This is a genomic window from Tildeniella sp. (assembly GCF_059505325.1).
In genome coordinates this window covers 299,302-319,558 of the sequence record NZ_JCACKI010000050.1, presented here as the reverse complement: position 1 = coordinate 319,558, position 20,257 = coordinate 299,302, and the positions used below count along the sequence as shown (strand labels likewise).

The 20,257-nt window shown below is 51.4% G+C and carries 22 protein-coding genes; 8 read left to right on the top strand and 14 right to left on the bottom strand.

Translation table 11 applies throughout. The features are described from left to right. Positions 1-414: 414 nt before the first annotated feature. The 3 genes from AC5JO6_RS17885 to AC5JO6_RS17875 all read right to left on the bottom strand — a co-directional run bounded on the left by AC5JO6_RS17885 (position 415) and on the right by AC5JO6_RS17875 (position 7,133). Positions 415-1,206 (bottom strand): SDR family oxidoreductase, encoded by a 792-nt coding sequence (locus AC5JO6_RS17885; RefSeq protein WP_496082415.1) that lies wholly within the window; start codon positions 1,204-1,206, stop codon positions 415-417. A gap of 77 nt (positions 1,207-1,283) precedes the next feature. Continuing rightward, complete coding sequence (locus tag AC5JO6_RS17880; RefSeq protein WP_496082414.1) at positions 1,284-2,567, bottom strand: MSMEG_0569 family flavin-dependent oxidoreductase; 1,284 nt, start codon at positions 2,565-2,567, stop codon at positions 1,284-1,286. 282 nt (positions 2,568-2,849) lie between these two features. After that, the gene (locus tag AC5JO6_RS17875) at positions 2,850-7,133 is read right to left on the bottom strand and encodes a DUF2157 domain-containing protein (protein ID WP_496082413.1); all 4,284 of its coding nucleotides are present in this window, start codon (positions 7,131-7,133) and stop codon (positions 2,850-2,852) included. Between the two features lie 364 nt (positions 7,134-7,497). On the opposite strand from AC5JO6_RS17875, the gene AC5JO6_RS17870 reads away from it, so the two are divergent. Beyond that, positions 7,498-7,776, top strand: coding sequence for a hypothetical protein (locus tag AC5JO6_RS17870; protein WP_496082412.1), 279 nt, complete (start codon positions 7,498-7,500; stop codon positions 7,774-7,776). A gap of 150 nt (positions 7,777-7,926) precedes the next feature. Here AC5JO6_RS17870 and AC5JO6_RS17865 read toward each other — a convergent pair whose 3' ends face one another. From AC5JO6_RS17865 to AC5JO6_RS17855, 3 genes are all read right to left on the bottom strand, one after another. Beyond that, positions 7,927-8,559, bottom strand: a complete 633-nt coding sequence (locus AC5JO6_RS17865) for a Uma2 family endonuclease (RefSeq protein ID WP_496082411.1) — start codon at positions 8,557-8,559, stop codon at positions 7,927-7,929. A gap of 91 nt (positions 8,560-8,650) precedes the next feature. After that, positions 8,651-10,168, bottom strand: a complete 1,518-nt coding sequence (locus tag AC5JO6_RS17860; protein WP_496082410.1) for a UDP-N-acetylmuramoyl-L-alanyl-D-glutamate--2,6-diaminopimelate ligase — start codon at positions 10,166-10,168, stop codon at positions 8,651-8,653. Between the two features lie 191 nt (positions 10,169-10,359). After that, positions 10,360-10,842, bottom strand: a complete 483-nt coding sequence (locus AC5JO6_RS17855) for a glutaredoxin family protein (protein WP_496082409.1) — start codon at positions 10,840-10,842, stop codon at positions 10,360-10,362. Between the two features lie 56 nt (positions 10,843-10,898). On the opposite strand from AC5JO6_RS17855, the gene cysH reads away from it, so the two are divergent. From cysH to sbcD, 3 genes are all read left to right on the top strand, one after another. Next, positions 10,899-11,630: a phosphoadenosine phosphosulfate reductase gene (gene cysH, locus AC5JO6_RS17850; protein WP_496082408.1), complete on the top strand. Its 732-nt coding sequence runs from the start codon at positions 10,899-10,901 to the stop codon at positions 11,628-11,630. Positions 11,631-11,811: 181 nt separating this feature from the next. Beyond that, positions 11,812-12,627: an SDR family oxidoreductase gene (locus AC5JO6_RS17845; RefSeq protein ID WP_496082407.1), complete on the top strand. Its 816-nt coding sequence runs from the start codon at positions 11,812-11,814 to the stop codon at positions 12,625-12,627. Positions 12,628-12,939: 312 nt separating this feature from the next. Continuing rightward, a complete protein-coding gene (gene sbcD, locus AC5JO6_RS17840; protein WP_496082406.1) occupies positions 12,940-14,247 on the top strand; it encodes an exonuclease subunit SbcD in 1,308 nt (435 codons plus the stop codon). A 44-nt stretch (positions 14,248-14,291) separates the two neighbouring features. Here the strand turns inward: sbcD and AC5JO6_RS17835 are convergent, their stop codons facing one another. Genes AC5JO6_RS17835 through AC5JO6_RS17825 form a run of 3 tightly spaced genes read right to left on the bottom strand, consistent with a single transcriptional unit; the run spans position 14,292 to position 15,202 of the window. Beyond that, positions 14,292-14,723, bottom strand: a complete 432-nt coding sequence (locus AC5JO6_RS17835) for a PIN domain-containing protein (RefSeq protein ID WP_496082405.1) — start codon at positions 14,721-14,723, stop codon at positions 14,292-14,294. Next, entirely contained in the window at positions 14,720-14,947 is a 228-nt protein-coding gene (locus AC5JO6_RS17830; protein WP_496082404.1) for a hypothetical protein, read from the bottom strand. The genes AC5JO6_RS17835 and AC5JO6_RS17830 overlap by 4 nt, the downstream gene beginning before the upstream one ends. Positions 14,948-15,004: 57 nt before the next feature. Then, entirely contained in the window at positions 15,005-15,202 is a 198-nt protein-coding gene (locus AC5JO6_RS17825) for a hypothetical protein (RefSeq protein ID WP_496082403.1), read from the bottom strand. Positions 15,203-15,233: 31 nt separating this feature from the next. On the opposite strand from AC5JO6_RS17825, the gene AC5JO6_RS17820 reads away from it, so the two are divergent. Both AC5JO6_RS17820 and AC5JO6_RS17815 read left to right on the top strand, forming a co-directional pair. Continuing rightward, entirely contained in the window at positions 15,234-15,581 is a 348-nt protein-coding gene (locus AC5JO6_RS17820) for a DUF433 domain-containing protein (RefSeq protein WP_496082402.1), read from the top strand. A gap of 118 nt (positions 15,582-15,699) precedes the next feature. Continuing rightward, complete coding sequence (locus tag AC5JO6_RS17815) at positions 15,700-15,879, top strand: hypothetical protein (RefSeq protein WP_496082401.1); 180 nt, start codon at positions 15,700-15,702, stop codon at positions 15,877-15,879. Between the two features lie 100 nt (positions 15,880-15,979). Here AC5JO6_RS17815 and AC5JO6_RS17810 read toward each other — a convergent pair whose 3' ends face one another. Together AC5JO6_RS17810 and AC5JO6_RS17805 are read right to left on the bottom strand one after the other, a co-directional pair. Further along, complete coding sequence (locus tag AC5JO6_RS17810; RefSeq protein WP_496082400.1) at positions 15,980-16,222, bottom strand: DUF2283 domain-containing protein; 243 nt, start codon at positions 16,220-16,222, stop codon at positions 15,980-15,982. Positions 16,223-16,261: 39 nt separating this feature from the next. Continuing rightward, entirely contained in the window at positions 16,262-16,465 is a 204-nt protein-coding gene (locus AC5JO6_RS17805) for a hypothetical protein (RefSeq protein ID WP_496082399.1), read from the bottom strand. A 143-nt stretch (positions 16,466-16,608) separates the two neighbouring features. Between AC5JO6_RS17805 and AC5JO6_RS17800 the strand changes: the two genes are divergently transcribed. Then, complete coding sequence (locus AC5JO6_RS17800) at positions 16,609-16,836, top strand: hypothetical protein (RefSeq protein ID WP_496082398.1); 228 nt, start codon at positions 16,609-16,611, stop codon at positions 16,834-16,836. Positions 16,837-16,939: 103 nt separating this feature from the next. On the opposite strand, the gene AC5JO6_RS17795 is transcribed toward AC5JO6_RS17800, so the two are convergent. From AC5JO6_RS17795 to AC5JO6_RS17785, 3 genes are all read right to left on the bottom strand, one after another. Beyond that, complete coding sequence (locus tag AC5JO6_RS17795; protein WP_496082397.1) at positions 16,940-17,359, bottom strand: type II toxin-antitoxin system VapC family toxin; 420 nt, start codon at positions 17,357-17,359, stop codon at positions 16,940-16,942. Then, the gene (locus AC5JO6_RS17790) at positions 17,359-17,655 is read right to left on the bottom strand and encodes a helix-turn-helix domain-containing protein (protein ID WP_496082396.1); all 297 of its coding nucleotides are present in this window, start codon (positions 17,653-17,655) and stop codon (positions 17,359-17,361) included. The genes AC5JO6_RS17795 and AC5JO6_RS17790 overlap by 1 nt, the downstream gene beginning before the upstream one ends. A gap of 87 nt (positions 17,656-17,742) precedes the next feature. Continuing rightward, the gene (locus AC5JO6_RS17785; protein WP_496082395.1) at positions 17,743-19,731 is read right to left on the bottom strand and encodes a tetratricopeptide repeat protein; all 1,989 of its coding nucleotides are present in this window, start codon (positions 19,729-19,731) and stop codon (positions 17,743-17,745) included. A gap of 217 nt (positions 19,732-19,948) precedes the next feature. Here AC5JO6_RS17785 and AC5JO6_RS17780 point away from each other — a divergent pair, with 217 nt between their 5' ends. Next, positions 19,949-20,242, top strand: a complete 294-nt coding sequence (locus tag AC5JO6_RS17780) for a hypothetical protein (protein ID WP_496082394.1) — start codon at positions 19,949-19,951, stop codon at positions 20,240-20,242. Positions 20,243-20,257 lie beyond the last annotated feature (15 nt).

Here is a 20,257-nt window from a genome sequence, read left to right as displayed (position 1 = left end):
GTAGCAATCACTCAATGATGAGTAGCAACTATTCGATGACGAGTAGCAAACACTCGACGCTGAGTAGCAATCACTCGACGCTGAGTAGCAATCACTCAATGATGAGTAGCAACTATTCGATGACGAGTAGCAAACACTCAATGATGAGTACTAAAGGTTCGGCGACACGTAGCAAACATCCAACAATGACTATCAAGGACTCGGTAACGAGTATTAGGCACTCAACGATGAGTAACAAATAGAACTTACGCGCTTAAAGCTTGAAACCTTGATCCCCCTAGCCCCTTTCAAAAGGGGGGAGAAGCTTAAAGTCCTCTTTTTTCTGACGAAACGGGGCGTAGCACGGGTTAACGTTCTCTTCTATGCAAGTTTGATCGAAGACTCACTACCGAGGATCAAAAGCTCGGTGATTGTTTATCCTTTTAACAGCGACTCTGTACCATCGATCCAGACTTCGGTGCCGCTGATGTGGCTGGAGGCATCGGAGGCGAGGAACAGCACGAGTTGAGCGACTTGCTCAGAGGTGCCCGGTTTGCCATCGTTCAGCGGAATTTTGCCTTCGGGGAATTCTACGGGCGTTCTGATTTGTTCCAGGTCGCGTTGTTTCGTGCTTTCGTTAATGCCCGTCTCGATCGCGCCTGGACACACCACATTCACTCGCACACGGTGCGGTGCCAGCTCTAGCGCCACCATTTTGGTAAACGCCACCTGGGCTGCTTTAGACGTGGCATAAGCAGTCGCGCCTGTGTTGCTAAAGATGCGAGTGCCATTGACCGATGAGGTAATCACCACTGAACCACCCTGTCGTTTGAGGTAGGGAACCGCGTATTTCACCGTGAGAAAGGTGCCCTTGAGGTTTGTCTCTAGCGTTTTGTCCCATTCTTCGGGGGTGAGGTCTTCGATCGGTGCCCAAACGCCATTGATACCCGCATTCGCAAACACAATATCGATGCGACCGAAAGCATTAGTGATCTGTTGAAAGGATTGCTGCACTTGATCGGGCTGAGCAATATCAGCAACAGTTACCATCCCGTTGCCGCCATTCTGATGCACCTGGTCGATCGTTTGCTGGCTATCTTCTTGCGTATGGTCGATCGTGGCGATCGTGGCACCTTCTTGCGCCAGCAACAATGCCACCGCTCGACCAATACCAGAGCCTGCACCTGTAACTACGGCAACTTTGCCCTTGAGCGACTGTTCTGCCATTTCTAGCTCCTGCGATCAGTGGATTCACCTGTAAAGATTATCCAGCCAACCCGGTTTTTCCTCTGTCTGTGGGGGAGTTATGAGCCAAGCAAAAACTCGTTAATAGTGCTCCAATCGTTACGCTGCGATACTTTTTTTCGCATCACGATCGTGTCAGCCAGGTAGGTTGCATCCCGTGCTACACCTGAGAATCTGCCTGAACCCCACGTGTACAGCCACGGCAGACCGAGAAAATACAAGCCTGGTACATCGGTGACACCGCGATCGTGACCGGGATACCCTTTGCCATCGAAGACGGGAATCTCAATCCAGCTAAAATCTGAATGGTAGCCAGTAGACCAGACAACCGCGCCGATCTTTGCGGCTGCACAGTCGAGGTCGAGTAGTGCCTGCTCAGGTTCCCAGACAGGCTGATACGGCGGTTCGGTCGGTGCTTGAAGGCGGTTTTTCTCAATGAAAGCATCAATGCCTTTCTTGATATTTTCGGCAACTGCATCCGCCTGGTCGAGATTTTGCTTCAGGTTATCGGCAAAGGTGAGTGTGCTACCGCTGATAGTGTTCAGCCTGCCGTGCAGTTGCATTCCTTCTAAGGCAAACTGACGCAGATCAATTTCACGTCCACCACCACGCCCGGTAACGTAATGGTTGGTATTGGTGCGAGCTTTTTCTTTCTGGGGATGCTCGTCGATCGATAGGTCGTAATAGCCCATCTGATCGAGCCAATCCACCACGTCCTTGCCACGATAGCGCCGGGGCGATCGGGGCGCACTGCCGACACACAAATGCACTTGCTTCCCGGCAAGGTGAAGATCTTCAGCAATCTGACAGCCGGATTGTCCCGTACCGACCACTAAAACCGCTTTGTCGGGCAATGACTCAGGGTTGCGGTATTCAGAGGAGTGTAGTTGGACGATCGATTCTGGCAGCCGTTCGGCGATCGGGGGCAGCTTTGGAATGTGATAGCCACCTACGGCAATAATGACCTGATCGGCGGTATAGTTGCCGATCGTTGTTTCCACTTCAAAAACATCCCTAGCCTCATTGCGCGCCACTTTCGACACGGCAACCCCTTCTTTCACGGGTGGCTCGAACGAAGCGGCGTATGCCTCAATGTATTGCACAATTTCGTCCCGCTGCATAAACCCATGCGGGTCGTCGCCTGGATAGTGGAAACCAGGAAGTTTGCACTGCCAGTTGGGTGTCACCAGGCAGAAGGAATCCCAACGCTTGTCACGCCACGCATGACCAATCTTATTTTTCTCAAAGACGAGATGGTCAAAGCCTCGCGCTTTCAGGCAGTAGCTCATGGATAACCCAGCTTGACCACCGCCCACGACGATGACGGGATAGTGCGTTTGCATTTGCTTCGTTCTCGCTTGCTTGATAAGGCTATGTCGTCAGGGTACGTGCAGATAAAGAGGGTCTTTTGTAGCTCTGAATACTGAAGGTTTAAGTCTGATGATCTAGCGAGGGGTGGCGATCGCGGCAGCTTTCAGCGTTTCAAGCTAACAGCAAAGATCTGTTTAAATCGACAGGTCAGTGACTGTTTAGGCAAGCTTTTATAAGGGAGTAGCGTCTCCGATCACACAGTCAGCTTCTCTACACTGCTGGAAAGAGCCTGTCTATTCCACTGTTACTGTCAGTTATTCCCAAATCTCTAGCTCAGTAGACCAGTAATTCATTAAGGTTGAAATTTGAGCGCGGCGTGCCTCAAACGTAGCGGCAACCCAAATAAACGCGATGCCTAGAACGATGCCCATTGACCATAACGGCAAGGCTTCGCTGGTGAAGCGTGCGACTTGTCGGAGTACCTGGATCATAAAAACGGCAGTACCGACGAAGAGAAACGCCCGAATGCGGAGTCGTAAGCCAGCCAGAACAAACCCCAGCGCGATCGCACCGCTAAGGAAGCCTGGCAACAGCGATGGCACACCTGCAATGCCCACCTCGGCTTGATAGAACGCAGTCAGGCACACCAGCCCGGTGGCGAGGCTCCGCAGCAGATGACGCTTGTCACGATCGCTCGACGATCGCAATGCTGGATCAACTTGCGCGAGGTACAGCAGCGACACACTCACCAAAGCGGCAATCCACAACGGTTCTTCTGTCCCCAAATTGTATAGCCACCGCAGCACAGCCCAATCTGCCAGCAGCACACCGACGTAACTGAGCCGCACCTGCCGCTCTGCCTTTGCTAACCAGGCGTAGAACGCTGCCACAACCAGCAAGCCTTGAATCGCGATCGTGCCCATCGTCAGTACAGTCACCGCGATGGGTAAGATTGCCATCGATCGCTCCCACGGTTTACGCTGCCATCCCCAACGCCTCCAGGGTGCCTGATAGAGGACAAAGGCAATGCCCGCCGCGATCGTCCCTCCCCAGGTCAGCAATATGGAATCAGGCAGCAACTGATGGAGGAGATGGGTGATCGTGGCGATCGCTTCCACAATGCCTGCATACGTCCAGGAAGGGAGTTGGGAGTCGGGAGTCGGGAGTCGGGAGTCGGTGTCTGTCTCTCTGCGTCTCTGCGTCTCTGCGGTTGCAAGCCCCTCTGCCCGATGCCAGCGCTCATTCCCCATGGCGAGAGCATACCCTGCCAACGTTGCTGCAATCCCCGTCCACAGCCATGCTCCAGAGCCACTCAGGGAAAAAATAAGGGCGACAGGCATGAGCGCACTACCCAGCCCCCAATGCACATGAGCGATGACAGCGACCTCTCGACTAGCTAAGCGTAAGTAAGGCACGAGCCAGCGTTGCAGAAGTTGAGTGACGATCGCGATCGCCGCTGCTAATCCTGCCATCAGGACAACGCCATCACCCGCCTCACCGCCTTTTGCCTGCGAGAGTTGGTAGAGCAACAGTTCATACGCCGCGATCGTCCCACCCAACACCGACAGATATACCAGTGGCTTGAACGGTCGCCGCCGACCCACACCGATACCGACTAAGGCTGCTGCCAATGTGTAGAGTCCGGTTGCCGCTGTGAAAGAACGGTGCTGAAGGAGCAGTCCAACCAGGGCGTAGAGGAGCGGAATCACGTTCCAACTGGAGGGGAGGAGGGGATGGGGGGATGAGGAGATGGGGGGATAAGGGGATGGGGGGATGGAAAGAAGCTGACTGCTGACCGCTGACCGCTGACCGCTAAGCCACCAATCCCCCAACAATTGCGTTCCCAATCCCAGTGCAAGATTGGCGATCGCCACAGCATCCAGCGATCGCCCCGTAAGCGAGACAATGCCTGTGATCACCAGTTCGAGACTCCAGGCGATCGCGTAGAAGCCAGGGTTTTGCGGACGTTGCCAGGTGCGATAGCTGGTGGCGATGAAGAGAATGCCAGCCGCCGATAAATACTGCCAGTGGGGAAGATCTAACTGAGTGTAAACGACTAAATGCCAAAGCGTAAGAAATGCCAGTGTTGTGACTGCCAGCGCGATCGCCCAGCCATCGGTTGCCTGTCGATAGAGCTTTGCCAGCACGGTTTCGCGGCGTTTTAGCCAACCCCACAACAGCCAGAGGAGGAGCAGGGCGATCGCCAGCAGATTCACACTCAGTCCAACCGTGAGCGAATCTGTAAAAACCTCCCAGACCAAAGCGGCAGTGAATGTTAGTCCAAAACCAACTGTAATGACCGCTTCCAGCAATTGCCGCAACTGGTGCGTATTGATGAACATCAGCACGACTGCTGTCCCTAAACCAGTCAACCGCTCAGGAGCCGAATCGAGCATCAAGACTTGGATTAGAAAGAGGGCAATGACGCTGAGAACACTCGCCGATCGACGTTGTGGTAGATGTCGGCAGCTACCCAATACTGTCAACGCGATCGGTGTTACTAACCACATGCCGCCCCATGTTGTCGTATCCCCAAAGGCGCGGCTCAGAAGATCCCAAAGTGGATACCCTGTCAAAATCCTGCTAGACAAGAGTAAATAGCTGGTGGCAGTGAGAAGAAGACCCGCGTGCCAAGTGGTTTGTTGCCAGATTTTAAGTGAGGGAGTGGGGAGTGGGGAGTGGGCTTCGACGTGAGCGCTCAGCCGAACGGGAGTGGGGGAAGCAGAGGGAGCGGGGGGCGTCGGGAGCCGGGAGCCAGAAGTGGGAAGGATGGCGCTGAGTATCCATTCGCCGACCGCACCGATGAGTAAAATCCCTGCCCAGGTATTTTGGCTAAGGCTGGGGAAGCATAGGTGGATGAGAGAGGTGATCGCGGCTAACCCGGTGGCATGGGTGAGATAAATCAGGAATGCGTCTGGACGAGTGCGCCCTCGCAAAACGGCTGCCAACGTCATAGTAGAGAGCACTAAATTAAGCGATCGTGTCCACCCATTACCAAAACTCACCGCTGTCAGGACGAGTCCCAATGCCAATGCTAAAAATTCTGCCTGTTTCGCCAGTGACGGCTTTTGCCAGCGACGGAGCCTCGCTGCCAGCCATACCGTCAGCAGCACGTAAGGAAAAAACCATAATCCTAGTAGCGCGATCGGCATTGCCTCTTGTCCTGCCAGTCGGATGCTGGTTTCGATGAGCCGTTGCTGCCAGTTTGGGGAAACCACGCGCCACAGCAACCAAACCGTTTGCAGTCCTATCAACCAGCCTGCTGTGAGATATTGCACCTGCCCCGATCGCCGCAGATAGTCTGCCAGTAGCCACAAGCCCAGCCCACTGATCGCGATCGCCTGCCAGGGCGGAGTTACCGTCACCGCAATCAGCCAACCCACCAGTAGCAGCCCGACACCACCCCGTTGCCAACCAAGCCGACTCGCATCCCGTCGTCCCAACCAGCAGAGCAGCCAACCACAGACTCCCACGGCTAATCCCAGGCGATCGATCGGAACTCCTGCTGCAAAGACGGCACGGGCGAGGAGGAGAATGGCAGCGATCGCGATCGTGATGGTGGAGAGGGAGAGAGGGGAAGCAAGGGAGGCAGGGGGAGAGGGGGAAGCCAGTTCATCTTCAGATGCTAAATCTTCCTGCGGTTGAGTTTCAGCCCCCTCAAATACCGCTTCTGCCTCTAACTCCTGCCTTCTGCCTTCTGCCTCCTGCCTTCTGCCTTCTGCCTCCCAACTCCCGACTCCCCACCTCTGCTCCTGCAAAACCAGCGCGATCGTCGCCCCAATTGTCCCCACATACGTCGCTATCAGTGGGAAGCCATCCCAACCCCAACCCCAGTGCAGCCAACTCAGCGCGATCGCCATTCCCAACGGCAGCCTTTCCCAACTCCCTCTAACATGATTGTCTCCTGCTGCGCCTGTGGAGCTAATCACGTTAACTCCCGACTCCCGACTCCCCCCTTTCAATAACTGCACCGTAATGCCCGTCAGAACGATCGCGGCGATCGCTGCCATCACCCAGCCCAAACCGCTTTGCCATAGCCGAAAGCCATCCATCATCCAGAAGTTAACCGGAATAATCAGCAGCGTGGCAATCTGGAGCATTCTTGCCGTCAACCGTAAATTTGGCTGTCGTCCTGTCCAGGCACTTGCTGCCCAAAATGCCAGCGTATAGGCAAACAAAATGGCGTATTGTCCGACTGCGGAGAAGTTGCGCCACTGGGTTGCTGCCAGCACTCCCGACGACACCACCACCATAAACACGCCCAAAAACAGGAGCCAGATCACGCTGACTTCTGCCATGAACGACTGAATGCTGCGTGTGATTGGACTGGGCGATCGCTCCACGGTCGAGACTGTCCCCACTGGCACCAACACTTCTTCTGTTGCAAAATCATTGGCTACGGCAAAATCATCGTCACGCGATCGCGCCGCAACCGCCTCAGACAGCAGACAGGTGAGATGATCTTCACAAAGCTGCCGCACAGTTTCGTCTGACAGCAACCCCAAGCGTAGCCAAACGTCTAAGCCTTCAAGGAGAGTGGGATGACCTGACTGGATGACCAGGTTAAGAATGATGGGGCGATCGGGAGGAGAAACCATTGCGTATTCAACGTTTGAATATTAGTTGTTAAACTGAGGTTCTTGATACAATCAGTTAAAAAACACGAGTAACGTTAGATTTTGATCACAAGTTTCTTGATGCATAAAGGACACAATGAGTCTCTGGAAGTATCTCAGTTTTGGAGCGTTGATCTTGTCTGGCGTAGTCTTTGCTCTGCTCTTTCTTTCAGAACAGAGCTATTGGCTGATGCGCCTCTTTTTTGCTGTGGTCATTCCAACAACTACCTCGCTAATGTTGTTAGCACCCATAATTATAGTTACGTTTGTCTTAGCATCCCTACTAGAGTTTCGTTGGAGAATGATAACAACCTGGACAATTGCTTTATGGGTAGCTGTATTTGTGATGTCCAGTCTTAGTTTCTTTGGAGCCTTGTTAACAAGCTACGAAATCACTGCCAGTGCTACTTTTAAAAATCAAAGCTATTATCTGGTCAAATTCTCACGCATTGATAGTTATGATTACAGGCTGTACAGTTGTGAACCACTCGGTCTGTTTTGTAGTCGATCGTCGGGATACATTGGCATCCCCTATCAGAATGATCCCATTTACCTCCAGTACAACTTGAAAACGCAAAAAGTTTACATTCAAAACCGTAATCAGACGATTCAGATACCAGATTAGAAAGGCTTTAAGGATAAAATTTGTGTTGTTCTAGAGTCTCCTTTACCTACCCAAACCGTCAAATGAAGTTTTTCATTACCGCTGCTTGACCGCAAAACCTATCGCTACAGATAGCTGCCGCGATCGCCATTTAAATTGATACCAGCAATGCTAACGTTGCTGCTGCACCCACTGACGAAAGTTGATTTCAGCAGAGACTTCATCTAATAACGCCGCTTCTAGGAATTGATATAAATCGGTTTTTTCAACTAACGGAAACGTAGGGGAACGATCGCGTTCCACATAGGCACTATCTACCAAACACAAAATCGTCCATGCCTGCCCATTAAACCGCCAAAACTCTGGTACGCCCATGCTGGCATAGAGTCGATTTTTGTTGATGTCGGTGTGGGTAATGTCTACTTCAACCACTAAATCTGGAGCAGGATCACGCTCTAAATCAACTTTGTGATCCGCAACCAGTGCATAGTTTTGGATGTAGTAACCGTTATCTGGCTCAGCACTTTTGAGTAAGTCTTCACGATCGAGCGTTGTTGACCCCATCGTCTTGATTTTCATGCCCAGCTCTACCACCAGAATACGGATAAAAAGTTCGATTAATCTTGCATAACGCTCGTGACTTTCAAGCGGCATCGTAATTTCTAATACTCCATCGTCATAGATAAAGCGAGCACGGGTGCGCTCAGTTAGCAACTGCTGAATTTGTTTAAATGAATGCCAATCGAGATCGCGAAAGGTAATCCGCTTTTCACCGATCGGCTTGGGGGGAGATTCTAGCAGCATGACAATGACCTCGATTCAGGGATAAAGGAGTAGGGAGGTTACATGTAACGTCCCTGCAGACGAGAATTTTAGATTAACAACCAACAACTTCTTAGAGTTTTAGACGGTGTTTCAACGCTTCCTGCGCCTGCTCTCGATCGTCGAAATGAATCTTTTCCGTCCCCAAAATCTGATAGTCTTCGTGTCCTTTTCCCGCAATCAGTACCCCATCGCCCGGTTGCGCCTCCAGAATCGCCAGACGAATCGCCTTAGCCCGATCGCCGATTACAACAGGTTTCATCGAGTCAGGAATCCCAGCCACTACATCCTGCAAAATGCGCTGTGGGTTTTCAGTACGGGGATTATCGGAAGTGACAATCACCCGATCGGCGAGGTCAGCCGCAATGCGACCCATCTGGGGACGTTTGCCCCGATCGCGATCGCCTCCACAGCCAAACACGCAAATCATGTTGCCGTGAATAAACGGACGTGCCGCTCTCAGCAAATTCTCCAGGCTGTCAGGCGTATGAGCATAGTCCACAATCACGCTAATGTCCTGGTTGGGCGCAATCTGTACCTGCTCCATGCGTCCCGGTACGCCACCAAATTGCGGGAGTGCGGTCACAATGCTGTCCAGATCCAACCCCAAATGCAGCACTGCACCGACTGCGGCTAGTAGATTTGCGAGATTGAATTGACCAACCAAGGGCGATCGAAAAGCTGCGTCTCCCAGAGGCGTGTGCAAGATGCCGCTCACACCATCAGATTCGTAGGACAACGCGCTCGTGTATAGATCTGCCGTGTCATCGTGAGTGCTGTAGCTCCAGACGCGATCGAGGTTTTGAATAAGCTGCTGACCATAGGGATCATCCAGATTTACCACCGATCGTCCCTTAAGATAACCAGGACTGAACAGCAACGCCTTTGCCGCAAAATAGTCATCCATATCGCGATGAAAATCCAGGTGATCTTGCGTCAGGTTGGTAAACACTGCCACCTCAAAGGTGCAGCCCAGTACCCGCCCCTGTGCCAGCGCATGCGAACTGACCTCCATCACCCCAAACTCGCATCCTGCCGCCAGCGCTTCTGATAACTGCCGCTGCAAATCGACCGCAAACGGAGTCGTATGTACTGCCGTCTGCTGAAACCCTTGCCAGCGCGTATACAGCGTACCCAAGAGTGCTGTAGACTTGTGCGCCTGCTGCAACAAAAACTCAATCAAATGTGTGGTCGTCGTCTTACCATTCGTGCCCGTCACCCCAACCAGCTTCAACTGCTGCGCTGGATTACCATAAAACGCCGCTGCTAGTTGAGCCGAAACCTGAACCATATCACTCGCAGAAAGGATGAAAGGTTGTGCAGAAGCCTCTTCACCCCTCTCTCCTCTCTCCTCTCTTCTCACCTTCCCTGCAGCGGAGGGAGATACAACTGCCGCGATCGCCCCTGCCGCGATCGCCCCTGCCCAAAAATCGCCCCCATCTACCCGCGTTCCTGGCATCCCAAGAAACAAATCTCCTGGCTGGCACGTATGAGAATTGGTTGCCAACCCCTTAACCTCTAACTCTAGAGCAGGATGATCAGCTAGCGGTGCAATATCGGGAACGATCGCCAGCAACTCTCGCAACTTCATGTCAGTGCTTCCCCTCTACGCTGTAAACGATGCGGCTCTAAAGTCTAGATTTTAGAGCGTGAATCGACCTTTGCAACGCGAAAAGCGCTCTAAGTTTTGAGTTGATTGAGCAATCAGCAGTCAGCGGTCAGCTTGTTAGCCTTTAGCCTTATCTACCCGATTCCCAACTCCCGACTCCCGACTCCCATCCTCTACAAATACTTCCGCAACATCTGCTCCAACTGCTGCACCGTCGCACGCGGAGAGGGTCGGGGAAGAGAGATAAAGGATAAAGGATAAGGGATAAAGGATGAAGGGGTTTCGGCGGAAGAAGCGTTGCCTGCCTGAAACTCTGCGCCTCCGCGTCTCTGCGGTTCCCTATCCCCCTCTGCTTCCCCTGCCTCCTGCCTTCTGCCTCCTGCCTCCTGCCTTTTCTCCAACACCAACACCGGAATCTCATACTGATACGTCTGAAACCAATCGTCGCGAGTCGTAATATCCCGCACCTCAAGTTCAAAATCGAGACTCTGTATCTCCATGAGCTTTTCTTGCAGCCCTTCGCAGAGATGACAACCCGGTTTGCTGTAAAGCATTAGATGAATACTCAAGTCTTTGCCCCTGCCTTTTGCCTTCTGCCCTTGTACACGCTGTTTACGCCAGACCGCGATCGATTCATCACCTTCTCGCTTCCACAACGTTACCTTAGTTCGCTATCGTAGAGAATGCAGAAGCTTTGAGGCGATCCGTCACGATGACCCAATCTACGCAACCGCTGATTCAACCAGCCCAGCTTGACCTAAAAAAACTCAACCAGCGCTTTGAAAACGCTCATCCTAAAGACATTCTTGCCTGGAGCGTCGAGAACATCCCTACAGGGTTGGTGCAGACCAGCGCGTTTAACGTCGATGACATCCTGATTACCGACCTGTTTTATCGCGAACTCAAGCCAGCCACGCCAGTTCCCGTGCTGTTTTTGGATACCCTGTTCCACTTTCCCCAAACCCTGGAACTGGTTGCCAAAGCGAAGGCATTGTACAACCTCAACTTGAAGATTTACAAAACAACGGAGGCAGATAGCCGTGAAGCGTTTGCTGCCAAATATGGCGAAGCCTTGTGGGACGCAGACATCGCCAAGTTTCACCAGGTCACCAAAATTGAGCCGTTGCAGCGTGGGTTAACCGAACTAGGCGCGATCGCCTGGATTACGGGACGACGACGCGACCAAGCAAACACTCGCGCTGACATGCCCATCTTTGAACTTGACAACCAGCAGCGGCTTAAACTGAATCCGATCGCCAACTGGACACGTAAAGAAACCTGGGCATACGTCTTTGAACACGATGTCATCTACAACCCACTGCACGACCAGGGCTATCCCAGCATTGGCGACGAACCCATCACTACAGCCATTGCTGAAGGCGAAGACGAACGCGCTGGGCGCTGGCGTGGAATGGGTAAGACGGAATGTGGGATTCATATCTAGGGGGAGTCGGGAATGGGGAGTGGGGAGTAGGGTAGAAAGGCTAAAGGCTAAAGGCTAAAGGCTAAAGGCTAAAGGCTAAAGGCTAGAGGCTAAAGGCTAAAGGCTAAAGGCTAAAGGCTAAAAAGCTGACCGCTGACCGCTGACCGCTCATAAACTCCAAAACTCTCTTCCCCCTCCTCTCATGACTAAAACCATTCTGATTACAGGTGCTTCAACGGGCATTGGGTATGCAACAGCCCTCTTGTTTCAGCAGCGAGGCTGGAATGTGGTGGCGACGATGCGTTCTCCTGAAAAGGCTGGAGCGTTAGCGGCACTGGAAAATGTCTGCTGTTTGCGATTGGATGTAACCGACCCGGAATCGATTTCGCAGGCGATCGCTCAGGCATTACAGCGATTTGGCGCGATCGATGTGCTGGTCAACAACGCAGGCTACGGCTTAATCGGTGCCTTTGAAGCGTGTAGCCTAGAGCAAATTGAACGGCAGTTTGCAACGAATGTGTTTGGTTTAATGGCAGTGACCCGATCGCTCTTGCCACATTTGCGGGAGCAGCGATCGGGCATCATCATGAACGTGTCGTCCATTGGCGGACACCTGGCGTTCCCGCTGTATAGCCTCTATCACGCTACAAAATGGGCAGTAGAAGGGTTCTCAGACTCGCTGCAATATGAACTGGAGCCGTTCAATATCCGCGTCAAAATCATTGAACCGGGACCGATTAAAACCGACTTTTACGAGCGATCAGCAGACCTCGCCAATAAACCAGAACTGACTGCTTATGATCCGTTTGTCACCAAGGTCATGGCAGCGATGAAAAATGCAGGCGATATGGGTTCATCGCCAGACGTTACAGCGCAGGTCATTTATCGAGCGGCGACGGATGGCTCTCGACGGCTACGCTATCCAGCAGGCGGTAACGCGGGAGCATTGCTTTTCTTACGCAAACTGTTGCCCGATCGTCTGTTTGGTGGCATCATTCGGGGTGCCATGTTGCGCTAGAAGCTGTCTAAGAAGTCGGGGTTCTGTGTCAGTCAGTCAGTTTGACCAGCAGTATCGTTAAGAAGTCGGGGTTCTGTGTCAGTCAGTCAGTTTGACCAGCAGTGTCGTCTAAGAAGTCGGGGTTCTGTGTCAGTCAGTCAGTTTGACCAGCAGTGTCGTCTAAGAAGTCGGGGTTCTGTGTCAGTCAGTCAGTTTGACCAGCAGTATCGTTAGGAACCCCGACTTCTGCATCTTCGTTAATAATCTTGTACTATCTCGAACCGATCGCTCTACACTAGAGAGCGATAGCTGTCGGTAGTTTCAGGTAACAGCGTGATCAAAATTCTCCACCTGTCAGATATTCACATGGGCAGCGGGTTTTCCCACGGACGAGTGAACCCGGAAACCGGACTCAATTCTCGACTGGAGGATTTTGTCGCCACCTTGGGACGCTGCATCGATCGTGCCCTTGCCGAACCCGTCGATCTCGTTCTCTTTGGTGGGGATGCCTTTCCCGATGCCACGCCGCCTCCGTTTGTGCAACAAGCCTTTGCCAGCCAGTTTCAACGCCTGGTCGCCGCGCAAATTCCCGCTGTGCTGCTTGTCGGCAACCATGACCAACATGCACAGGGACAGGGCGGCGCGAGTCTATCCATTTATCGGACGTTGGCAGTCCCAGGCTTTGTCGTGGGCGATCGGCTAGAAACCCACCGCATCCAAACGCAGAATGGGCTGGTGCAGGTAATCACACTTCCCTGGCTGACGCGATCAACCCTATTGACGCGCCCTGATGCCGAAGGACTCTCGCTGAGTGAAGTCGGTCAGTTGTTGATCGATCGCCTGCGCGTTGCCCTGGAAGGTGAAATCCGTCGCCTTGACCCGGAGCTTCCCACCGTCCTGCTGGCACACCTGATGGCAGACAACGCTCGTTTTGGAGCCGAGCGCTTTCTGGCTGTGGGCAAAGGGTTCACCGTCCCATTGGGGTTACTCTCGCGGGACTGCTTCGACTATGTGGCGTTGGGACACGTCCATCGTCATCAGGTACTCTGCGAAAGTCCACCGATCGTCTACCCTGGCAGCATTGAACGCGTTGACTTCAGCGAAGAAAAGGAAGACAAGGGCTTTGTGCTGATCGACTTGGCAAAAGGACAGACCACCTTTGAATTCTGCCCGTTGCCAGTGCGCGTCTTTCGCACGATCGAAGTAAACCTCTCCGCAGCCGACGATCCTCAAGCGACGCTCCTGAAAGCGCTCAAACCAGAGGCGATTCAAGATGCCGTTGTGCGATTGGTCTACCATCTGCGATCGGAACAGCTAGACCAGATCGACACCACGACTATTCATCAGGCACTCAGCCCTGCTCACACCTACACCATTCATCCCGAAATCATCAGCCAATTTTCCCGCGCACGCCTACCTGAACTCGGCAGTGGCACCACCATTACCCCGCTTGATGCCCTCAAAGCCTATCTCGCCAACCGGGAAGACTTGCAGGAACTTGAAGATGACATGCTAGCGGTGGCTCAAAGCCTTCTGGCAGAAGAAGAACATGCCTGGTTGCGGTCTGCGATCGCCGCTGAAGAAGAGGCTACATCAGACGCTCAAGCAGAACCCCAAGAGACCCAATTACGGTTGCTTTAAATTTGAATAGAACAATCGCCCGCCTCCTACTTCCAACCAGCGCTTTACTTGAAGGGATTCACGATCGTCAGCCGCTGATCAACCACTAACCCATCTTGCATATCTTCCGAGTAAAGAATCTCTGCATTGGCAGACAACGCGCTGGCAACAATCAAGCCATCCCAAAACGAAAAACCGTAGCGAATCCGTAAATTAGATGCATTGAGCAGGATCTCTGCGTTCAGTTCAACGACAAAGCAACTGTCATAAAAATCTTGAACTGTTTGCTTGATCTGAGCTTCAGTAAATGCAGCCTTTCTTAATAAGACCGAGCAAACTTCATTGATCACTTGAGTACTGACAATCAAACCGACTGAGCCAATCAGTTGAAATGCTAGAGCATATTTCCTAACATTCTCTAACTCAGCCGCTTTTGGGTCAGCCATGAGACTGTAGAGCCAAACATTTGAGTCAACAAAGCAAGGCGATTCAGTCATACATGCCGATCGTGCATTTCCTCACGGGTCATTGAGCGTACACCCGGTACTGAAATGGGATGACGCATGAGTTCTGCAAGCACTTCGGTTTCTGAAATTCGTTTCTTGGGCTGCTTCATCACTGTAACTTTGACGCTGCTGCCCTCGCTCAAGTCTTGCTTGTATGCTTCAGGAACGATAATCACCCCATTCTCAATCGTTGCTTGAAATTCTACGGGAATCATACCGATGCTCCAACGGATGTAAACTCATTTTACTCCTTACACCCTACACCCCACACCCTATTTCAGCTTCCTCAACTCCTCCTCAGCCCGCTGCTTGAGCTTCGGGTCATCCAACCCTTTGAGCGCTGCGTTCAGGTCAGCCATTGCCTTCTGCTTCTCGCCCCGTTGACTGTAAATCACGCCGCGCCACAAGTGAGATTCTGCATAGTCAGGTTTGAGTAGAATATAGGTTGGGTAGAACAGTATAAAACCCAATGAGAGATAGACTTATTCAGTAAAGACAGTGATGACGTACCAAGAGCTGGAAGAAAGGATGCTGGCGCTGAGTGCGATCGAAAAAGCCGAAGCGATTCAAATCCTGACGAAAACATGGAGCCATCGATCGCCCGGTATCTCTAAAACGCCTGGTGTTATGGGTGGTGATGCCTGTATTGCCAATACGCGCCTTCCCGTTTGGCTGTTTGTTAGCTTGCGCCAGCAAGGGGCAACCGATGCCAACTTATTTGAAGCATATCCAAGCTTGACAGCGGCTGATCTGGTCAATGTTTGGGCGTATGCTGATGCCCATCCAGATGAAATTGAGCAGGCAATTAGAGAAAATGATGACGCGATGCAGGAAAGCGAAGCAATTTGAGCTGTGGCAAGACTCCACACTGATGAAAACTTTCCCTTGCCTGCTGTAGACTTCTGACGCACGTTTGGTCATTAGCGCATAATCAGAATAGGTTTCCCCAGTATTTGCTTCTGTAATCATGAAATCTCAAGATTCTCTAGGCTACAAAGACGAGCCAAAGCCACCCCACAAACTGATTTGGCAAGTCGCAAGAGAAATTCGGCAGAACTTGTCAGCAGAAGATCTACAACAGTTACCAACTGATGGGGCCGTCAATCACGATCACTACGTTTATGGCATACCGAAAGCTGAACCATAAGAACCGTGTTTGTCGATACGTTTTACTGGTTTTCTCTGATTAGTGTGGCTGATGACTGGAGCGATCGGGTTGCGCTTGAAAATTTTCTGATGCCCTCAACTCACTGTGTTGAGATTGCTCCAGGAGTGGCTAGATTCAACAATTTTCCCTGCGTTGATTCTAAAATGACATCGCGGATAAAGGCGCTGGCATGGAGAATTTCGATACCAATTAGTTCTCCGGCATCGTTGAGTTCAGCCGTAATGTTTGGGCTAATCTCGACACTGTTTACTTCCGGTTCATCCGAAAGCGTGACATGCAGCACGTCTTCTGCCTCAAAGTAATTCATTTTGGTATGACTCATTGAGCCTCTCTCTCCTGCTAGATTAAACCTAAGATCCGCTCATGTGTTGAGAGAACGGTTGTGATGACGATCGAGGCGTTCATGAAATGTCTCCGAAGGAGAATCGCGACGGTAACGCCAAAGGGCAAGGTGGCGATTCAACTGCCAGCGACCGTCCCACCAGGGAACCACAAGCTGGTGCTGGTACTTGATGAACAACCCGTCACACTTGAGAAACGCCCACCGTTTGATTTTCCTGTGCATGATGTTGGTGTCTGGTCTGAAACCTTTCTTCAAGGCGTGAGGATATGTATGATGACTGAGGACGCTAAGCCAGTCTTTATCGATGTATTGAGGTCTGGACTCTATCATAAAAAATAGAGAGTCATTTCGAGTGAGCCGGAGAGATGATGACAACTGAAGACCTATTGCTCGATCGCTGGCGATCGCTTCCACTGGACAAACAGCATCAAGTGCTCGACTTTGTTGAGTTTTTGCAGCATCAGAGCGCACCTAAACGTCCACGCCGTAGTTTACGAGGAGTGTGCGCTGAGCTAAAGACCGATGTGACAGAGGCAGAGATTGCTGGAACACGGCGCGAGATGTGGGCAACCTTTCCGCGAGAGGATCTTTAATGACCGACGTTGTTGCGGATACTCACGCGATCGAGCCATCAACACGCTGGACGAAAAGCCACTCAATGCATTCGTTGAGGACGTGGGAATCACTCCAGTGTATTCAGTCTACCCAGTTCACAACTCGAAGATTTGGGATTTGTTTAAAGTGTCGAGTATTACGAGTCACCAGAACTGCCTGGTTTGCCAGAGCGATACTCGCAATTAACAGGTCTGCTCGTCCAATCTTGCGAAGATTGCCGACCAATTGCAAGGACTCAAACTGTTCTGCTGCTTTCAAGTCTAAAGGAAGAGTAAGAATCTGGACAAGCAAGGCTTCAGTGCGCGCCAAAAGCTCTTGTGCTCGTAGCAAACGTGTTCCTGTTTCTGCCTTCAGCACGTAATCCATACGACCACGCAGAACTTCAATTTTTGTGATGATTGTGATTCCAACATCAGGGTCTTCTAGATCGTTTAATCGTTTGATGACGTTTGGCTGTCCCGCATGAAGATAGGTGAGCGTGTCAGTGTCGAGTAAGTGCATCAGGTATCCGAGCCTGGATTAGCTTCTGCCCGTTCCCGCGCCTGATAAATCGAGGTTCTCAGCTCTGCCAGTGATGCATCATCAGACAAGGCTCCTGCTTGTTGAAGCAAGATAGTGCGGTTGTTTTGCGATCGCAGCCAGTCGTCGATCGCAGCTTGCAGAAAGCGCCAGGTATCTTCAATTTTGCGCCCTGGAAGTTTGCCTTGATCTGCCTGATGCAGAACCGTTTCAGTCGGCAATCTCAAATAAGCGGCGACTTCTTCGAGCGTCAAGACGTTTGTGGTTGTAGGGTTCATCGGTGACATTGCTTCACGTTCTATCTCATTATTGCCCCATCTTTCACCTTCCCCACACTCTACTCCCCACACTCTACTCCCTACTCCCTATTTCACCTTCCTCAACTCCTCCTCAGCCCGCTGCTTAAGCTTTAGATCATCCAATCCCTTGAGCGCTGCATTCAGGTCATCCATTGCTTTCTGCTTCTCGCCCCGTTGACTGTAAATCACGCCTCGCCACAGGTTAGCCTTAGCATAGTCAGGCTTGAGCTTGAGGGCTTGGGTAAAGTCAGCAATGGCTTTGTCGTAGTCCTGTTTATCGCTGTGAGCATATCCTCGAAGGTAATAAGCATCCGTAGCGTCAGCATTATCAGGTTTGAGCTTAAGGGCTTGAGTGAAATCAGCTATCGCTTGGTTATGATCACCCTTGTTTCTGTAGGTAACACCCCGCTTGATGTAAGCTTTAGCGAAGTCGGGTTTGAGTTTAATAGCTTGATTGAAATCAATGATGGCGCGCTCGTAGTCGCCTTTATGACTGTAAGTATTTCCTCGATTGCTATAGGCAAGAGCATCATCAGGTTCAAGTTTAAGAACTTGATTTAAATCAGCTATTGCTTGATCATAGTCGCCTTTATCGTCGTAAGCATTGCCCCGATTGTTGTAGGCATCGGTTGCGTTGGGGTTGAGCTTGAGAGCTTGAGTATAGTCAGCAATAGCTCGGTCATAATCGCCTTTGTATCGATAATTTAACCCACGATTGTAGTAAGCATCAGCATAGTCAGATTTAAGTTTGAGAGCCTGAGTATAATCAGCAATGGCTTTCCCATAGTCTTCTTTGGCAGTATAAGCATTGCCTCGATTGTAGTAAGCATCAGCGAAGTCAGGTTTGAGTTTAATAGCTTGAGTGCAATCAGCGATTCCCTTGTCGTAGTCCTTTTTATGGGTATAAGCAATGCTCCGATTGTTGTAGGCTTCAGCTAAATCAGGTATGAATTTAAGAACTTGGGTGTAGTCAGCAATGGCTTTGTTTTGATCTCTTTTCTGGTTGTAGGAATAGGCACGAGTGAAGTAGACAGTAACTTGACCAAAATTAAAGCGGTCGTCTTTGATCTGCTCAAGTGCATTACTCAGACGATCGATTGTTCCATCCCAATCTTTTGCTGCATAGCGAGACATACCGAGCGTCATCAGTGTCAAATATGCCATTTGATTCGAGAGTCGGGTTTGCACTTTGAAGCTTTCCAGTTCGGCAATGGCGGCTGTTCGGACTTGCCCTTTCATTTCTTTACCCAGTTCAGGCAAATAGTCTGGCGGCTTCAGGATTTCAAAGTTGACGCTGATGGGCACTGTGTCTTTGGTTTTGCCGTACCAGCCCCAGATGACGATGGCAGCTTTGCGTTGTTTTCCTTCCTCACGGGCAATCTCGCGTCCACTCTGATCCGGCGTGTCTTTAATGACCTTCCCCAGCAGCTTTACTTTCGTATCGGGGTATGGCTCGATGGCGTTCTCCAAATTCTTCCGAATGGTCTCGGTCACGCGGTAGCTTTGCGGGTCGGGACCTTCAAAGTCTGCGACCAGAATGATTACGTCCTTCGTGGGCAGGGTTTGGACGTACTGCCAGCCACCAATGCCTGCAAGGGTCAGCACCGGGACGAGTACCAAACCTGCAACAGCAGCGCGACGCACTCGTTTGCGTCTGGTTTCTTTGGTTGCCTGCGCTTTCACTTGCTCATCAGTCAGCGTGGGTGCAAAGGCAGAGGGACTTTTATCGTCGGTTTCCGGCTTCCAGAAGCGGGCGTAGTAGAGGCAAATGCCGAACAGCACCAAAATACCGACGACGAGGGAGAGGATGGTGATGAGTCCCGCATCTTTCTCGGCGAAGAGCTTGAGGAAGCCGTTGAGGCTGGTGATGAAGGCAACGATACCCGCAACGGGAGCGGTGAATTTGGTCAGAAAGGCTCCCAGGCTGGTGCTGGTTTTGTTGTCGTCACTCATCGTCGCGTCACCAGAAACCGGGTTTCTTGCTGAAGTATACGATTCAACCGCATTTGCTGCATAGAAACCCGGTTTCTTGATGTGTTTGTGGGGACGTTTCATGGAACGCCCCTACAGACGAACGCGATCTATAGCATCGTTACTCATGAGACTGCGATCGCCCAGCCTGCAACATCCACTATTCGCCCTCCAAGCACGGTCGTTCCTATTCTGAGTGCAATCGTTCCTGTTTAAAGCAAGAACATTGCAGTTCTGAGTAGGATCGTTCCTGTTTGAAACGCGATCGTTCCAACTTGGAGCACGATCGTTCCTGTTTGAAATGAGATCGTTCCTGGTTCAAGCAGCAACATTTCTGTTTGAAACGCGATCGTTCCTGTTTGAAATGCGATCGTTCCTGTTTGAAACGCGATCGTTCCAACTTGGAGCACGATCGTTCCTGTTTGAAATGCGATCGTTCCTATTTCAAATGTGTATAGCCTTCGGCATTCAAGAAAAGCAGAGCTTTCCAAAGGAATCGTTCCTGCTTCAAACAACATTATTCCTATTTCGAGTACGATCGCCCCATCCCATTCGCATCCCAACCGCGCATCGTGGCAGAATGTATCAAAGTTAGATACCCGTCGCCGCT

Coding starts and splice junctions, on each gene's coding strand:
- cysH (WP_496082408.1), top strand. CDS start 10,899: ATGACCCAATCTACGCAACCGCTGATTCAACCAGCCCAGCTTGACCTA.
- AC5JO6_RS17800 (WP_496082398.1), top strand. CDS start 16,609: ATGATGACAACTGAAGACCTATTGCTCGATCGCTGGCGATCGCTTCCA.
- AC5JO6_RS17810 (WP_496082400.1), bottom strand. CDS start 16,222: ATGAGTCATACCAAAATGAATTACTTTGAGGCAGAAGACGTGCTGCAT.
- AC5JO6_RS17785 (WP_496082395.1), bottom strand. CDS start 19,731: ATGAAACGTCCCCACAAACACATCAAGAAACCGGGTTTCTATGCAGCA.
- AC5JO6_RS17880 (WP_496082414.1), bottom strand. CDS start 2,567: ATGCAAACGCACTATCCCGTCATCGTCGTGGGCGGTGGTCAAGCTGGG.
- AC5JO6_RS17780 (WP_496082394.1), top strand. CDS start 19,949: ATGAGATCGTTCCTGGTTCAAGCAGCAACATTTCTGTTTGAAACGCGA.
- AC5JO6_RS17830 (WP_496082404.1), bottom strand. CDS start 14,947: ATGATTCCCGTAGAATTTCAAGCAACGATTGAGAATGGGGTGATTATC.
- AC5JO6_RS17820 (WP_496082402.1), top strand. CDS start 15,234: ATGACGTACCAAGAGCTGGAAGAAAGGATGCTGGCGCTGAGTGCGATC.
- AC5JO6_RS17845 (WP_496082407.1), top strand. CDS start 11,812: ATGACTAAAACCATTCTGATTACAGGTGCTTCAACGGGCATTGGGTAT.
- AC5JO6_RS17815 (WP_496082401.1), top strand. CDS start 15,700: ATGAAATCTCAAGATTCTCTAGGCTACAAAGACGAGCCAAAGCCACCC.
- AC5JO6_RS17865 (WP_496082411.1), bottom strand. CDS start 8,559: ATGCTGCTAGAATCTCCCCCCAAGCCGATCGGTGAAAAGCGGATTACC.
- AC5JO6_RS17860 (WP_496082410.1), bottom strand. CDS start 10,168: ATGAAGTTGCGAGAGTTGCTGGCGATCGTTCCCGATATTGCACCGCTA.
- AC5JO6_RS17835 (WP_496082405.1), bottom strand. CDS start 14,723: ATGACTGAATCGCCTTGCTTTGTTGACTCAAATGTTTGGCTCTACAGT.
- AC5JO6_RS17795 (WP_496082397.1), bottom strand. CDS start 17,359: ATGCACTTACTCGACACTGACACGCTCACCTATCTTCATGCGGGACAG.
- AC5JO6_RS17790 (WP_496082396.1), bottom strand. CDS start 17,655: ATGAACCCTACAACCACAAACGTCTTGACGCTCGAAGAAGTCGCCGCT.
- AC5JO6_RS17870 (WP_496082412.1), top strand. CDS start 7,498: ATGTCCAGTCTTAGTTTCTTTGGAGCCTTGTTAACAAGCTACGAAATC.
- AC5JO6_RS17805 (WP_496082399.1), bottom strand. CDS start 16,465: ATGCACAGGAAAATCAAACGGTGGGCGTTTCTCAAGTGTGACGGGTTG.
- AC5JO6_RS17875 (WP_496082413.1), bottom strand. CDS start 7,133: ATGGTTTCTCCTCCCGATCGCCCCATCATTCTTAACCTGGTCATCCAG.
- AC5JO6_RS17885 (WP_496082415.1), bottom strand. CDS start 1,206: ATGGCAGAACAGTCGCTCAAGGGCAAAGTTGCCGTAGTTACAGGTGCA.